Below are 12,939 nucleotides of genomic sequence, written 5' to 3'. Positions count from 1 at the left end.
ATTTACATAATCAAGATTGATCAATCTGTCGAGAGGCTCGACTTTGAAACCGACAAAGGAGGGCTCTCATGAACATCCAGCTTTCAAAGACCCCGATCGGCCTGGACGGAATTCCCGCCGCAGAAACCGTGCTCAGCCATGTCGACGGCGAGCGCGGCGAACTGATCATCGCCGGCGAGCGGGTCGGCGACCTTGCCCGCAAGACCGGGTTTGAAGGCGTGACCGCCCGGCTATGGAGCGGCGGCACCGGCCAGCCGGTCGGCGAAGCCGCGGTCCGCGCCGCGCTCGGCGCCGGCCGCGAACGCGCCTTTGCGCGGCTACCGGACCTGCTCGGCATCACGCGCGGGCTCTCGATCGTCGATGGTTTTCGCGCGGCGGTCGCGGGGCTTCGCGCGGAAGCAGGCCTGGCGCACGAGGCCACCATCGTCGGCGCGTTTCCGGTGATCGCCGGCGCCCTGGTGCAGCAGGTCAGGGGCGGCGAACCGGTCGCGCCCGATCCCACCGCCAGCCATGCCGCCGACACACTGTCGATGATGCTCGGCCGCAAGCCGAACGCGCGCGAGGTGGCGGCACTGGACGCCTATTTGGTCACGGTGTGCGACCACGGCATGAACGCCTCCACCTTCGCGACGCGGGTGGTGGCGTCGACGCAAGCCGATTTGTTCGCCGCCGTCACCGCCGGCTATTGCGCGCTGACCGGGCCGCTGCATGGCGGCGCGCCGGAGCCGGTGCTGGAAATGCTCGACGCGATCGGCTCCCGCGAGCGCATCAAGCCCTGGGTCGACAGCGCGCTGGCGCGCGGCGAGCGGCTGATGGGATTTGGCCATCGCGTCTACCGCGTCCGCGATCCGCGCGCCGACGTGCTGAAAAGCGCGATCGAACAGTTGGCCGGCGAAGGCACCGACCTGCCGTTTGCCGGCGAGGTCGAGGCCTATATCCGCAGCGCGTTGCGGAAGAAGAATCCCGACCGCCCGCTCGATACCAATGTGGAGTTCTTCACCGCGATCCTGCTCGACGCGCTGAAGATCCCGCGTCAGGCGTTCACGCCGATTTTTGCCGTCGCCCGCGCCGCCGGCTGGACCGCGCATGCGCGTGAGCAGCAGCGCGGCGGCAGGTTGATACGGCCGAGTTCGGCGTATATCGGGCCGATGCCGGGGTGAGAGGCGCCGGTAGTTTAAGTGACGGCGGAGCCACAAACTCCGCCGTCATCCCGGCCTTGAGCCGGAATCCATAACCACAGGCGGAGGTGGGTTGAAGGAGTTCGCCGACTACGGTTCTCAATCGAGAGGCTGCGGCATATAGGTTCCGGCGTTCGCCGGGACGACGAGAGACTTGGCTGGCAACTACGCGCCGCGCACCACCGTCTTCAGATAATTATACGCCTTGATGATCTCGATCAGGCGGTCCTCGGTGGAGCGGTCGCCGCCATTGGCGTCGGGGTGGTGCTGCTTGACCAGCGCCTTGTACTTGGCCTTGACGTCCTCGAGGGTGGCTTCGGCGGTGAGGCCCATCACCTGCAGCGCCTTGCGCTCGGCGTTCATCACCTTGCGGGTTTCGACCTTGGCCTCGGCGCCTGGGCCTGGCCGCCAGCGGCCGCGGCCGTTGAGTTCGGAGAACATGCTGAACGGATCGGAGGCGCCGTCGAAATCCTCGGCGGCCTGCTTGCCCTTCTTGCCGGCCGTGTTGGCGCCCATCTTCCAGGTCGGACGGTGGCCGGTCAGCGCATCCTTCTGGTAGCGCGCGACGGCGTCGGCGTTCATGCCCTGGAAGAAATTGTAGTTCTGGTTGTATTCGCGGACGTGGTTGAGACAGAAGTGAAAATACTCCCGCGAATTCTCCCGGCCCTTCGGCGCGCGATGAGGGCCCTTGTTCGGGCAGCCCGCCCACTCGCACATGGCGGCTTCCTCGCGCGCCTGCGCCTGCTGCTTCGCGCTCTGCTTGTTGGGCTTGATGCGAATGGAGTCGAAGAATTTGGATGAATCAATTGCCATGGCTAACTTTGACTACGCAATGCTCAAGGCTTCAAGTCTTGACATTGCCAATACCTCTGTTCGGATGCGTCATTGACGAAAAGCTGATAACGGAATTATCTGACGCCATCATGAGCACCAAAGACGCTATCTTAAACAAGTTGCGTGAAGCTTTCATTCCGGAAAGCCTCGACGTCACGGACGAATCTCATCTGCATGAGGGTCATGCGGGTCACCGGGAAGGCGGCGAAACGCATTTCAGGGTCAATATCGTGTCTCCGGCCTTCGAAGGGAAGAGCCGGATTGAACGCCACCGCATGGTAAATGCGACGCTAGACGCGGAACTCAAGGGCTCCGTTCACGCGCTCGCGATCAAGGCGCAGGCGCCGGGAGAAACCGCCGGCCGGTAGTCTGGAGCGCTGGCCGCAAGAATATGAGCATCCGATGAAAACGTCGCAGAAGCTCATTGTTTTGGCAGGACTGCCGGGTTCCGGAAAGAGCACGCTGGCGGAAGGACTTTCTCGGCATTTTTCGCTGCCGCTGTTCTCAATCGATCCGATCGAAGCGGCGATGTGGCGCGGCGGCCTGCCCCGGGATCAAACCGGGATCGCCGCCTATGTCGTTGCGCAAGCCCTGACCGAGGAGCATCTGCGGCGCGGGCAGTCCGTCGTGATCGACGCCGTGAACCCGGTCGAGGCGCCACGCGCCGTATGGCGAAACCTCGCTGCGAAATATCACGCCGACCTCGCGATCATCGAATGCGTGTGTGCGGATGAAGCGACGCACCGCCGGCGGATCGAGGCGCGAATGCGTGGAATCGAGGGGATGGCCGAGGTCACGTGGGCCAGGGTCGAGCAGCGCCGGACAGAATATGAAGCCTGGACCGACGCAAGGTTGACACTGGATACATCGGCGCATCCACCCGGACGTCTGCTCGCGGAAGCGATCGGCTATCTGGCGTGAGGTGATCGTCCAGCTTCTTGTGCGGATCGCCCGGGATGGCACAACCGGAGACGCTCAGAACGCCGTCCCGGCCCGTCTCGGCTTCGGATCCTCACCCTCGGCGTCGCGCGGCAGTGGCGTGATCTTGAGCGCCGTGATGCGATTGCGCTCACGCCGCAGCACGCGGAAGCGGCAACCATGGAAGGTAAAATTCTGGCCGCGCTCGGGGATCGAGCGCGCTTCGTGAATCACGAGGCCCGCGACGGTGGTCGCCTCCTCGTCCGGCAGATGCCAGTTCATGGCACGGTTGAGGTCGCGGATCGGCACCGAGCCATCCACCACCACCGAGCCGTCGGCCTGGACGCGGACGCCGGCCACCACGACGTCGTGCTCGTCGGAGATATCGCCGACGATCTCCTCCAGGATGTCCTCCAGCGTCACCATGCCTTCGACCTCGCCATACTCATCGACGACGAGGGCAAAATGGGTCTTGCGGCGGCGGAACGCCTTCAGCTGTTCGGAGAGTGGGCGCATCTCCGGCACGAACCAGGGCGGCAGCATGATGGCGGTGGCGTTGATGCGCGACGTGTCGCCCTCGGAGGCGCGGATCGCGCGCAACAGGTCCTTGGCGTGCAGCACGCCGATGATGTTCTCCGGTTTGTCGCGCCATAGCGGGATGCGGGTGTATTCGGTCGCCAGCACCTCGCGCACCAGTTCTTCCGCCGGCAGATCGGCGTTGATCATCACCATCGCGGTGCGATGGACCATGACGTCGGAGACGGCGAGATCGCCGAAGCGGAAGACATTGTGGATATATTCGGCCTCGCCGCTTTCGATGCCGCCATGCACGGCGGATTCCTCCACCAGCCCCTCGATCTCGGAGTCGGTCAAAATTTCGTGCTGCGAGGATTCCTTGACGCCGAGCATGCGCAGGATGCCGCGCGAGGCGGCGTTGAGCAGCCAGTTCAGCGGGTAGAAGATCAGATAGGACAGATACAGCGGGTAGGCGATCCATTGCGAGACCGGCATCGGCTGGCGGATCGCGAGCGTTTTCGGCACCTGCTCGCCGATCACGATATGCAGCGAGGAGAATACCAGAAAGCCCGCCGTGAACGACACGAAGTGCAGGGTGCGTTCCGACAATCCGAGCGGAATCAGCAACGGCTCGAGCAGCGCTGAAACCGTGGGTTCGCCGACCCAGCCGAGACCGAGCGAGGCCATGGTGATGCCGAGCTGGCAACACGCCAGATAGGCCTCGATATTACCCATCATGTCGTGCAGCAGGCGCGCCCCGAACCGGTCCTGTTCGACCATCGCCCTGATGCGAAAGCCACGGCTCTTGACCAGCGCAAATTCGGCAGCGACATAGAACGCGTTGGCGGCGAGCAGCAGGAACGCCAGCAGCAGGTTGAATGCAGTCGAACTCATGCCTGCCTCGTGAAGGCTCCGCGCATTGCTTGCGCCGCGCCGCGTCCCGGCAATCCCGTTCTCATCCCGACAGCTTCTGTTGCAGGAAGTCGCGCACAAGCGCCGGCTCGACGTCGTTTTCGACCACCGCGCGGCCGATCGCCTGCAGCAGGATGAAGGTCAGCTTGCCGCGCTTGACCTTCTTGTCCTGCGCCATCAGCGCCATCAGCGCGTCCGCGTCCGCCAAGCCTTCCTGCGCGAAGCCCGCGATGTCCTGCAGACGGGTCGGCAGACCGACGGTCGCAAGGTGACGTTCGACACGCGCGGCATCGGCCGCGGAGATCATGCCAAGTTGCGCGGAAAATTCCGCCGCCAGCACCATGCCGACGGAAACGCCCTCGCCGTGGAACAGGCGATCGGAAAAGCCGGTCGCGGCTTCCAGCGCATGACCAAACGTGTGCCCGAGATTGAGCAGCGCGCGTTCGCCGTTCTCGCGCTCGTCGCGGGAAACGATCGCAGCCTTGGCGCGGCAGGAGGTGGCGATCGCGTGCTCGCGCGCCGCACCGCCTGAGAAGATGTCGGCATGGTTGGCCTCGAGCCAGCTGAAAAACGCTTCGTCGCCGAGCACGCCATATTTGGCGACCTCGGCATAGCCGGCGCGGAATTGGCGCGGCGACAGCGTGTCGAGCACGGAGGTGTCGGCGATCACAAGAACCGGCTGATGAAACGCACCGAGCAGGTTCTTGCCCTGCGGCGAGTTGATGCCGGTCTTGCCGCCGACGGAGGAATCCACCTGCGCCAGGAGCGAGGTCGGCACCTGTACGAAATCCACGCCACGCCGCAGGATCGCGGCCGCGAAGCCGGCGAGATCGCCGACCACGCCGCCGCCCAGCGCGATGACGAGATCGTTGCGCTCGATCTTCGCAGCGATCAGCGCCTCGGACACCTTTTCGAGAACGGCATAGGTCTTCGACCCCTCGCCTTCCTCGACGACGACGCGCGAGGTGGGAATGCCGGATTCGGCTAGCGAGCGCTCTGCCGGCTCCAGCCAGTGCTTGGCTACGGTGCGGTCGGTGACGATCGCGGTGCGCACGCCCGGTCGCAGCGCGGCAACGCGCGCGCCGAGCGAGGACAGCACACCACGGCCGATGACGATATCGTAGGCGCGGTCGCCGAGCGCGACGTCGACCGTGATATCGGCGGAGTGCTTCAGTGGTGCGGTCATGGCGTGACGCTGATCCCGTCGGTTGTCGGCTGGGCAGGAGGGGCGGCGGGGCACAGGCGGGCGCGCAGGGCATCGACACATTCGTCGACGATGCGCTCGTGCGGCACGTCGCGCGAGCCGATCGTGAGATCGGCCGTGGCATAGAGAGGCTCACGGGCTTCGAGCAGGCGACTGACGGTCCCCGTCGGGTCCTCGGTCTGCAACAGCGGCCGGTCGGCGCGTCGCCTGACACGTTTCATGATGACGTCGAGGTCCGCTTTAAGCCAGATCGATACCGCGTTGTCGCGGATGCGGTCGCGGGTCTCCTTGCGCATCACGGCACCGCCGCCGGTGGCAATCACGGCCGGACCGCCGTCGAGCAGCCGCGCGATGACCCGCGCTTCTCCGTCCCGGAAATACGGCTCGCCATGGGTCTCGAAAATTTCCGGGATCGACATCCTGGCCGCGGCCTCGATCTCGATATCGGCGTCCAGAAACGGCAGGTGGAGCCGGGCCGCCAGCCGCCGGCCGATGGTCGACTTGCCGGCGCCCATCATGCCGACCAGCACGACCGAACGCCGTCCCAGCGCCGACGTGATGTCGGCCTCCAGGCTGGGGCTCGCCGGTGCCGGTGCGGCGGTCTCGGACATCGAAAACCCTTCGGTTTTGCGGGACTTGCCCGCAGCTTCGACACCTATACTACCCCCATTGACGCCCCCGCCAGAGACTCTTGCCACAGGGATGGGAACATGTTGGATGATTTCATTGGTTAATTCGTCGCCCTGAGCCCCCCAATGCCCAGTTTGTTCCGCTTTCTGACGGTCGTCGGCCTCATCGCCGGGGTGATCTATGGCGTGATTTTTTCGCTGGCGAATTTCGTCACCCCAAAGCCCCGGGAAATGACGGTCACTATCCCCGCAGACAGGTTCCTCAAGAAATAGCCGCTATCGTCTGATTCTGTGACAGGCGGATTCGGGGGCGGCATCCCGTAACGGGGGTGTCGGGGGCAATGCGTTCCAGCAAGACGGCGACAGACGCGAGACTGACGGACCTGTTCCTCGACATGCTCGCGGCTGAACAGGGGGCGGGCGTCAACACGCTCGACGCCTACCGCCGCGATCTCACGGATTTTTCCGACTTTCTCGGCCGCACGGGCCAAAACTTTGCCGGCGCCGGGACCGATGTGCTGCGCGACTACCTCGCCGACCTCGATGTCAGAGGCTTCAAGTCTTCCAGCGTGGCGCGCCGGCTGTCGGCGATGCGGCATCTGTTTCGATTTCTCCTGAATGAGCGCATCCGCAGCGACGATCCGGCGGCGATCCTGTCCGGCCCTAAACGGGGCCGCGGCCTGCCCAAAGTGCTGTCGATCGCAGATGTCGACCGCATGCTGACGCGGGCAAAGCAATTGACCGAGGCCGAAAGCGCTTCGCCTCAGGCGCGTTTGCGCGCGATGCGGCTGTATTGCCTGCTGGAGGTGCTCTACGCCACCGGCTTGCGCGTCTCGGAACTGGTGGCGCTGCCGCTGTCGGCGGCGCGGCGCGACGCCCGCATGATCGTGGTGCGCGGCAAGGGCAACAAGGAACGGCTGGTGCCGCTCAACGACGCATCGCGGCAGGCGATGGCCGATTATCTCGCCGCGATGGAAGGACTCAAGCCCGCGAACAAGAAAAACGCCGTCGCGTCCAAATGGCTGTTTCCCTCCTTCGGCGAGAGCGGCCATCTGACGCGGCAGCATTTTGCTCGCGACCTGAAGGAACTGGCGGCGGCATCGGGGTTGGCGCCACGGCTGGTTTCCCCGCACGTGCTGCGCCACGCCTTTGCCAGCCATTTGCTGCATAACGGCGCCGACCTGCGCATCGTGCAGACGCTGCTCGGCCATACCGACATTTCGACCACCCAGATCTATACCCATGTGGTCGAAGAGCGGCTCAAAAGCCTGGTGCGCGACCTGCACCCGCTGGCGGAGAAATAAGCTTCTCCGCAACACCCGCCTTGACTTCCGCTTCGTCTCCAACGAAACAGCCGTTTCTCGCCCCACGGCCATGTTTGGCGCGCTTTCGGCAAGCCGAGCCACCGGACCGAGATGCGTGCTAAATCATTGAAGATGCGTGCTTTCCTTAAGCGAATCGAAACCGCTTCGCCTCAAAGCACGTTGTTCCCTATATTGTGTCGATGCCGGATCAGATGCGCAGCTATCTCGATTTTGAAAAACCCGTCGCTGAGCTAGAGGCCAAGGTCGATGAACTGCGCGCCCTGGCGGCGACCGGCAGCGACATCGGCGACGAAATCGCGCGCATCGAGGACAAGGCGCAGCAGGCGCTGTCGGACCTCTACGCCAACCTCACGCCGTGGCAGAAGACCCTGGTGGCCCGCCATCCGCAGCGGCCGCATTTCACCGATTTCGTCAGCGCGCTGATGACGGAATTCACCCCGATGGCCGGCGACCGCAAGTTTGCCGAGGACGAGGCGCTGGTGGGCGGCTTTGGCCGCTTCCGCGGCGAGCCGATCTGCGTGATGGGCCAGGAAAAGGGCGCCACCACCGACGGCCGCATCAAGCACAATTTCGGCATGGCGCGGCCCGAGGGCTATCGCAAGGCGGTGCGGCTGATGGAAATGGCCGACCGTTTCGGCATTCCCGTGCTGTCGCTGGTCGATTCCGCCGGCGCCTATCCCGGCATCGGCGCCGAGGAACGCGGCGTGGCCGAAGCGATCGCGCGCTCGACCGACACCTGCTTGTCGCTTGGCGTGCCCAATGTCGCGATCATCACCGGCGAGGGCATGTCGGGCGGCGCCATCGCCATCACCACCGCAAACAAGGTGCTGATGTTCGAACACGCGATCTACAGCGTGATCTCGCCGGAGGCCGCCTCCTCGATCCTGTGGCGCGACGGCACCAAGGCGCAGGAAGTGGCCAACGGCATGAAGATCACCGCCCAGGACATGCTGCGATTCGGCGTGATCGACCGGATCCTGAAGGAACCGTCCGGCGGGGCCCACCGCGATTCCGCCGCGATGATTTCGGCCACCGGCGACGCCATCGCCGAGGCCTTCAACGAATTCCGCAATCTGGACGCGGCCGGCGTCCGCCAGCAGCGGCGACAGAAATTCCTCGATATCGGCCGCAAGCTGAGCTGATCGGCCTCGCCTCCGGTCGACCCGATTCGCTTGGCGTCACCTCTCCCAAAAAGCGGCTTTATTTCGCCGGATCACCTGATTCGGCCCTAATTAGGCCCAGACCCGGTCTTTAAACTCCCGTTGACCATGCCGGCCGTAGAAGCGGCCCGTGCGGCGCGTTGCGGTTGCGGCGCGAAAGGTCAAAGGGTACAATTTTATGCATTGGCTTCAGGGCATATTCGCTGTGGTTTGGGGTGCGAAAATGTCCGGTGGGTGTGGAGCTTAGCCTTTGAATAACCGCTCGTTTGTTCGCGCGCTCGTGACGTCGGCTGCCCTCTTGGGCGCGGGCGTGCTGATGGCCAGTTGCAATAGCAACGACATCTCGCTCGCCAACAACGCCAAGGCCAACCAGCCGGTGCCGCCGAAGCTGGTCGCCGACATGGCAGCGAAGGACATGGACCTGCAGTCGCCGATCCTTGTCCGCCTGTTCAAGCAGGAAGCCGAACTGGAAATCTGGAAGCAGGACCGCTCCGGCCGCTTCGCGCTGCTGAAGACCTACCCGATCTGCCGCTGGTCCGGCGATCTCGGACCCAAGGTGAAGGAAGGCGACCGCCAGGCGCCGGAAGGTTTCTATTCGATTTCGCCGGCGCAGATGAACCCGCAGTCGGCCTATTACCTGTCCTTCAACACCGGCTACCCGAACGCCTTCGACAAGGCGCTGGGCCGCACCGGCTCGCAACTGATGGTGCATGGCGACTGTTCCTCGCGCGGCTGCTACGCGATGACCGACGAGCAGATTGCGGAGATCTATTCGCTGGGCCGCGAATCCTTCTTCGGCGGCCAGAAGCAGTTCCAGCTGCAGGCCTATCCGTTCAAAATGACGCCGGCCAACCTCGCCAAGCACCGCAACAATCCGAACATGCCGTTCTGGCGGATGATCAAGGACGGCAATGATCATTTCGAGGTGACGAAGCACGAGCCGAAGGTCGAATTCTGCGAAAAGAAATACGTCTTCGACCCGATCAAGAAGCCGGGCGCGACCAAAGAGCTCGTGTTCGACGCTGCAGGCAAATGCCCTGACTACGCGATTGCGGACGACGTCGCCGACGCCGTGCGCGAGAAGCAGGCCACCGACATCGCCGAGACCGCGCGGCTGGTCGCCAAGGGCACGCCGGTCGCCAAGATCAACACCGGCATCGACGGCGGCATGCATCGCGTGTTCGCCGCCCGTGTGCCCGAAGGCAGCACCGGTCTTTCGGAGCCGGGCGACGGCTCATCGCTGTCGCTGATGGCCCGGGCCCCCGGCACCGTTCCCTCGCACGTCAACCCGCCGCGGGCGCCTGCCGACCGGGCACCTTCCGAGAATTTGCTGATGGGCGCACCGGAGCAGCCGAAGCTCGCCGCAGCGCCGGCCGCCGCCGCGCCTACCCGGGTCGCCAACGCAGCACCGGCGGCGCAGGAAGAAGGCGGCTTTTTCTCCAACCTCGCCCGCAAGGTCGGCCTCGGCGGCGGCGCGGACGCCACCGCCAGCACCCCGCCCTCGAAGCCAAAGGCGGAGGCCAAGCAGCCGCCGAAGCCGGAAGCGCCGAAGACCGCGGCACCGAAGCACGACACCAAGCAAGCCGCCGCTGCCCCCCGCCCGCCGCTGAAGCCGTCGGTGGATACCGCTACCCCCGCCGCCAAGGACAGGAACGTGGCCGGCTCCGCCCCGATCGTGCCGCCGAACTCGTTCGACAGCCGTTTTGGCGCGGTGAGATAAGCGCGGACGTTCCATCGAATCGGCAACCAACGTCCGCGCAGCCAGCGCTTGCGCGCGCTATGGCGCGAGATATCGCAGCAATTCCGGATCGCTGCGGACTTCGCCGGCGGCGCCCTGCAGCGCCACCCGGCCGCGGTCGAGCACATAAGCATAGTCGGCCACGCGCAGCGCGAGATCGAGATGCTGCTCGACGATGACGACCGATATCTCCTTGGCCAACGCGATGAGCCGCTCTGTGATTTCCTCGATCACGCCGATCCACACGCCTTCCGTCGGTTCGTCCAGCAACAGCAATTTGGGATCACCCAACAACGCACGCCCGATCGCCAGCATCTTGCGCTCGCCGCCCGACAGCGTGCCGGCCGGCTGGTCGAGCCGCTGTCCGAGTTTCGGAAAGATGGCGAGCACCCGGTCGATGGCGGTCGGATCGGAATTGGACAGCGATCCGACCGACAGATTGTCGCGCACCGAGAGGCGGGCAAACACCGAATGCTCCTGCGGGACATAACCGATGCCGGAGCGGACGCGCTCCTCGGTGCGGCGGCGGGTGATATCGCGGCCGTCGAAGAACAGTTCGCCCTTCGAACTTGCGAGTTCGCCGACGATGGTCTTCATCAACGTGGTCTTGCCGGCGCCGTTGCGGCCGAGAACCGCCACCCCGCCGCGCCAGGGGATGCCGATGTTGACATCGAACAGGACCTGGCTGCGGCCATAGCCGGCGTCGAGATGTCTTATGTCGAGGAATGTTGGTTCAGGCACGGCGCAGATAAATCTCCTGGACGCTCTTGTTGGCCTGGATTTCCGCGACGGTGCCGGACGCCAGCACACGGCCCTGGTCGAGCACGGTCAGGCGGTCGCAGATATCGCGGATGAAATCCAGATCGTGCTCGACGATGACCAGCGAGCAATGCTGCTTGATCGGCTGCAGCAATTCGCCGGTGACGCGGCGCTCCTCGAGGCTCATGCCGCCGGTCGGTTCGTCCAGCAGCAGCAGCCGCGGCTTGCCCGCGAGCGCCATGGCGATCTCGAGCCATTGCTGCTGCCCGTGCGACAAGGCTGCGGCGGCATCATCCGCGCGATCGGCGAGGCGAAACTGGCTCAACATGGTCATGACCTGATCATGCAGCGCGCCGCGGGTGCGCGAGAATACGAGATCAATCAGCGACGACTGCGCCTGCAGCGCCAGCAGGATGTTGTCGTACAGCGTCAGCGTCGGCAGCACGCTGGTGATCTGGAATTTGAGGCTCATGCCGGCGCGCGCCCGCTCGGTCGGCGACAGCGCCGTGATATCGCGGTTGACGAAGCTGACCTTGCCGCTGGTCGGCGTTTCGGCGCCGGCAACGCACTTCATCAACGTGCTTTTCCCGGAGCCGTTCGGGCCGATCAGGCCGTGAAACTCGTTCTCCTCCACGGTCAGCGACGCGCCATCGAGCGCCGTGAGCTTGCCGAAAACCTTCCCGATGCCGACGGCTTCAAGGAGCGGCATGACGCTTCTCCCGGGCCCTCGCCCCGAAACTGCCGACACGCTCGCGCTCGCCGAGCACGAAGCTGATCAGTCCGAGCGGACGGAACAGGATCACGAGCAGCAGCAGCACGCCGAGGATGATCGGCCAGATCTCGCGGTAGTTGTCCGAAAGCCAGAAGCTGACGCCCTCGATGATCACCGCGCCGATCACCGCTCCGATCAGCGTGCCCGATCCGCCGAACAGAACGTAAAGCACGACCTGGGTCGAGATCACGACACCCAGCATGTTGGGCCAGACGAAGCCCTCGTGGAATGCGTAGAGGCTGCCGGCCAGCCCTGCGATAGTGCCGCCGACGGCAAAGACGATCGCCTTGAGGTGTTGCGTCTTGTAGCCGAAGAAGGCGATGCGCGGCTCGTTCTCACGCAATCCGGCCAGCGCCAGGCCGAACTGCGAGCGCACCAGGAAGCGGCACAGCACATAGCAAATCGTGAGGATGCCGAGCGCGAAGTAGTAATAGACCGGCCCCTCGGTCAGGTCATAGCTGCCGAGCGTCATCGGCGGAATCGAGGGGATGCCGTTCTGTCCGCCGAGATAGTACCAGCCCCGCGCCAGCCGATCGGCCGCGTAGGATCCCGTCAACGTGCCGAGCGCAACGAAGATCACGCTGGAAGGATGCCGGCCGAGCAGCAGAAATCCACCGAGCAACAGCGAGGTGGTGAGCCCGATCAGCGTTCCCGCCGGCAACACCAAAAGGATCGAGGTGACGTTGAGATCGCGCGCCAGCAATGCGACTCCATAGCCGGCCGAGCCGAAAAACAGGGCCTGGCCAAAGCTCATGATGCCGGCATATCCCCACACCAGGTCGAACGAGAGCGCAAACAGCGCGAGAATGACGACACGGGTGGCAAATACCGTGAGGTAGTCCTTCAGGAATAGCGGCAGGACCAGCGCCACGATCAGCACCAATCCTTCCACGATCGGCAGGACCTTCAGTCCTGCCGCCTGTCGCGCCGGCAATGCCCGGTTCGATCCATCGTCAGCCATCGACACGTCCGACCCTTCGCTTACTGTCACGCG

At 64.6% G+C, this 12,939-nt stretch carries 14 protein-coding genes; 7 read left to right on the top strand and 7 right to left on the bottom strand.

All coding sequences use genetic code 11. From position 1 onward, the window contains the following. The first annotated feature begins 68 nt into the window (after positions 1-68). Positions 69-1,160, top strand: coding sequence for a citrate synthase/methylcitrate synthase (locus QUH67_RS03225; protein ID WP_300945205.1), 1,092 nt, complete (start codon positions 69-71; stop codon positions 1,158-1,160). A gap of 183 nt (positions 1,161-1,343) precedes the next feature. Here QUH67_RS03225 and QUH67_RS03220 read toward each other — a convergent pair whose 3' ends face one another. After that, the gene (locus QUH67_RS03220; RefSeq protein ID WP_300945204.1) at positions 1,344-1,991 is read right to left on the bottom strand and encodes a J domain-containing protein; all 648 of its coding nucleotides are present in this window, start codon (positions 1,989-1,991) and stop codon (positions 1,344-1,346) included. Positions 1,992-2,101: 110 nt separating this feature from the next. On the opposite strand from QUH67_RS03220, the gene QUH67_RS03215 reads away from it, so the two are divergent. Next, entirely contained in the window at positions 2,102-2,380 is a 279-nt protein-coding gene (locus QUH67_RS03215) for a BolA family protein (RefSeq protein WP_300945203.1), read from the top strand. A 34-nt stretch (positions 2,381-2,414) separates the two neighbouring features. Beyond that, on the top strand, positions 2,415-2,933 hold the full coding sequence (locus QUH67_RS03210; RefSeq protein ID WP_300945202.1) for an AAA family ATPase: 519 nt from the start codon (positions 2,415-2,417) through the stop codon (positions 2,931-2,933). A gap of 54 nt (positions 2,934-2,987) precedes the next feature. On the opposite strand, the gene QUH67_RS03205 is transcribed toward QUH67_RS03210, so the two are convergent. The 3 genes from QUH67_RS03205 to QUH67_RS03195 form a co-directional block, all read right to left on the bottom strand. Next, on the bottom strand, positions 2,988-4,340 hold the full coding sequence (locus QUH67_RS03205) for a hemolysin family protein (RefSeq protein WP_300945201.1): 1,353 nt from the start codon (positions 4,338-4,340) through the stop codon (positions 2,988-2,990). Between the two features lie 61 nt (positions 4,341-4,401). Continuing rightward, entirely contained in the window at positions 4,402-5,544 is a 1,143-nt protein-coding gene (gene aroB / locus QUH67_RS03200) for a 3-dehydroquinate synthase (protein ID WP_300945199.1), read from the bottom strand. Next, complete coding sequence (locus tag QUH67_RS03195; protein ID WP_300945198.1) at positions 5,541-6,173, bottom strand: shikimate kinase; 633 nt, start codon at positions 6,171-6,173, stop codon at positions 5,541-5,543. Before QUH67_RS03195 ends, aroB begins: the two co-directional genes overlap by 4 nt. Before the next feature lie 144 nt (positions 6,174-6,317). Here QUH67_RS03195 and QUH67_RS03190 point away from each other — a divergent pair, with 144 nt between their 5' ends. The 4 genes from QUH67_RS03190 (at position 6,318) to QUH67_RS03175 (ending at position 10,396) form a co-directional block, all read left to right on the top strand. After that, positions 6,318-6,464, top strand: a complete 147-nt coding sequence (locus tag QUH67_RS03190; RefSeq protein WP_300945197.1) for a histidine kinase — start codon at positions 6,318-6,320, stop codon at positions 6,462-6,464. A gap of 68 nt (positions 6,465-6,532) precedes the next feature. Continuing rightward, on the top strand, positions 6,533-7,495 hold the full coding sequence (xerD, locus tag QUH67_RS03185; protein WP_300945196.1) for a site-specific tyrosine recombinase XerD: 963 nt from the start codon (positions 6,533-6,535) through the stop codon (positions 7,493-7,495). Between the two features lie 200 nt (positions 7,496-7,695). Continuing rightward, positions 7,696-8,658: an acetyl-CoA carboxylase carboxyltransferase subunit alpha gene (locus QUH67_RS03180; RefSeq protein ID WP_300945195.1), complete on the top strand. Its 963-nt coding sequence runs from the start codon at positions 7,696-7,698 to the stop codon at positions 8,656-8,658. A gap of 268 nt (positions 8,659-8,926) precedes the next feature. Then, positions 8,927-10,396, top strand: a complete 1,470-nt coding sequence (locus QUH67_RS03175; protein ID WP_300945194.1) for a L,D-transpeptidase family protein — start codon at positions 8,927-8,929, stop codon at positions 10,394-10,396. A 57-nt stretch (positions 10,397-10,453) separates the two neighbouring features. On the opposite strand, the gene QUH67_RS03170 is transcribed toward QUH67_RS03175, so the two are convergent. Genes QUH67_RS03170 through QUH67_RS03160 form a run of 3 tightly spaced genes read right to left on the bottom strand, consistent with a single transcriptional unit; the run spans position 10,454 to position 12,906 of the window. Then, positions 10,454-11,155 (bottom strand): branched-chain amino acid ABC transporter ATP-binding protein, encoded by a 702-nt coding sequence (locus QUH67_RS03170; RefSeq protein ID WP_300945193.1) that lies wholly within the window; start codon positions 11,153-11,155, stop codon positions 10,454-10,456. Continuing rightward, positions 11,148-11,882 carry an ABC transporter ATP-binding protein gene (locus QUH67_RS03165; RefSeq protein WP_300945192.1) on the bottom strand — a complete coding sequence of 245 codons (735 nt, stop codon included), beginning with the start codon at positions 11,880-11,882 and terminating at the stop codon, positions 11,148-11,150. Before QUH67_RS03165 ends, QUH67_RS03170 begins: the two co-directional genes overlap by 8 nt. Then, complete coding sequence (locus tag QUH67_RS03160; RefSeq protein WP_300945191.1) at positions 11,869-12,906, bottom strand: branched-chain amino acid ABC transporter permease; 1,038 nt, start codon at positions 12,904-12,906, stop codon at positions 11,869-11,871. The genes QUH67_RS03165 and QUH67_RS03160 overlap by 14 nt, the downstream gene beginning before the upstream one ends. Between the last annotated feature and the right edge of the window lie 33 nt (positions 12,907-12,939).

The organism is Bradyrhizobium roseum (assembly GCF_030413175.1).
GTDB lineage: Bacteria > Pseudomonadota > Alphaproteobacteria > Rhizobiales > Xanthobacteraceae > Bradyrhizobium > Bradyrhizobium roseum.
Note: the sequence above shows the minus strand (reverse complement) of the source record. Positions and strands in the feature narration are given on the sequence as shown.

Excerpts from the sequence above, each read along its gene's own strand:
- QUH67_RS03225 (WP_300945205.1), top strand. The coding sequence starts at position 69 with ATGAACATCCAGCTTTCAAAGACCCCGATCGGCCTGGACGGAATTCCC.
- QUH67_RS03220 (WP_300945204.1), bottom strand. The coding sequence starts at position 1,991 with ATGGCAATTGATTCATCCAAATTCTTCGACTCCATTCGCATCAAGCCC.
- QUH67_RS03215 (WP_300945203.1), top strand. The coding sequence starts at position 2,102 with ATGAGCACCAAAGACGCTATCTTAAACAAGTTGCGTGAAGCTTTCATT.
- QUH67_RS03210 (WP_300945202.1), top strand. The coding sequence starts at position 2,415 with ATGAAAACGTCGCAGAAGCTCATTGTTTTGGCAGGACTGCCGGGTTCC.
- QUH67_RS03205 (WP_300945201.1), bottom strand. The coding sequence starts at position 4,340 with ATGAGTTCGACTGCATTCAACCTGCTGCTGGCGTTCCTGCTGCTCGCC.
- aroB (WP_300945199.1), bottom strand. The coding sequence starts at position 5,544 with ATGACCGCACCACTGAAGCACTCCGCCGATATCACGGTCGACGTCGCG.
- QUH67_RS03195 (WP_300945198.1), bottom strand. The coding sequence starts at position 6,173 with ATGTCCGAGACCGCCGCACCGGCACCGGCGAGCCCCAGCCTGGAGGCC.
- QUH67_RS03190 (WP_300945197.1), top strand. The coding sequence starts at position 6,318 with ATGCCCAGTTTGTTCCGCTTTCTGACGGTCGTCGGCCTCATCGCCGGG.
- xerD (WP_300945196.1), top strand. The coding sequence starts at position 6,533 with ATGCGTTCCAGCAAGACGGCGACAGACGCGAGACTGACGGACCTGTTC.
- QUH67_RS03180 (WP_300945195.1), top strand. The coding sequence starts at position 7,696 with ATGCCGGATCAGATGCGCAGCTATCTCGATTTTGAAAAACCCGTCGCT.
- QUH67_RS03165 (WP_300945192.1), bottom strand. The coding sequence starts at position 11,882 with ATGCCGCTCCTTGAAGCCGTCGGCATCGGGAAGGTTTTCGGCAAGCTC.
- QUH67_RS03160 (WP_300945191.1), bottom strand. The coding sequence starts at position 12,906 with ATGGCTGACGATGGATCGAACCGGGCATTGCCGGCGCGACAGGCGGCA.